Below are 1,074 nucleotides of genomic sequence, written 5' to 3' on the forward strand. Positions count from 1 at the left end.
TTTGGTTTGGTGCAAAGCTGAACGTACCATCACCATTGTCGGTAAAGATACCTTCACTGCCACTGTAGCTCACGCTATCTAGTGCTACCTCACCTTCAATATCGGAGGAGTTCGCCAACAACTGTTCTGCACTGATGGTGATGACTTCATCTTCATCAATGGTGTAACTGGTTGTTCCTGCGATTGGTGGATCGTTCACCTCAAGAACGGTAATACCCGCTGTTGTTGTATCAACCGCGCCGTCCTCGTCAACCACGACAACATCTAGGCTAACATCGCCATTGAAGTTTTCGTTTGGTGAGAAGGTGTAAGTACCATCACCATTGTCTTGGAACACGCCATCTGCGCCGCTGTAGCTAACGCTGTCTACAGATACGTCACCTTCAATATCCGACGAATTCGCTAGTAATTGCTCATCGCTGATGGTGATTGAGTTGTCTTCGTGTACGGTGTAAGACGTGCTACCTGCCACTGGTGGATCGTTCTCTGGCGTCACGCTTACATCGATATTCGCGGTCACGGTATCCGTGCCGTCAGAAACATCGAAGGTAAAGTTCACGTCGCCATTGAAGTTTTCGTTTGGCGCGAAACTGTAAGTGCCATCACCATTGTCGGTTAGGACACCGTCTGCACCTGTGTAAGTGACACCTTCAACCGATAGATTATCGCCATCGATATCCGTTGCACCATCAAGCAGATCTTCATCAGTGAACAGCAAGACGCCATCTTCACCAATGGTAAACGCTTGATCTTCTGGCTGTGGTAAGTCGTTAACTGGATTAACCGTTAGATCTGCTGTTGCGACCAAGGTGTCAGAACCATCACTGATATCAAACGTGATATCAATGTCACCGTTAAAGTTCGCATCTGGTGTGATGGTGAAGCTGCCATCGTCGTTAGCCGTGACCGTTGCATCACCGTCAACCACTAGGTTAGATGCGGTTAGCGCGTCGCCTTCTACATCCGATGCTTGAGCAAGAAGCTGCTCTTGGCTAAGCGTAATTGAATTGTCTTCATCGACACTGTAAGCCAAGTTGCCCGATACTGGAGCATCATTGATTGGCAGAACATCAA

General features: G+C 48.2%; 1 protein-coding gene. It reads right to left on the reverse strand.

Going from position 1 to position 1,074, the window contains the following annotated elements; genetic code table 11:
- The coding region (locus MHO32_RS25710) for a cadherin-like domain-containing protein (RefSeq protein ID WP_239215036.1) at positions 1-1,074 on the reverse strand (1,074 nt) is incomplete at both ends.

The organism is Vibrio sp. MMH1-50 (assembly GCF_022347645.1).
In the GTDB taxonomy this organism is placed as follows: domain Bacteria; phylum Pseudomonadota; class Gammaproteobacteria; order Enterobacterales; family Vibrionaceae; genus Vibrio; species Vibrio harveyi.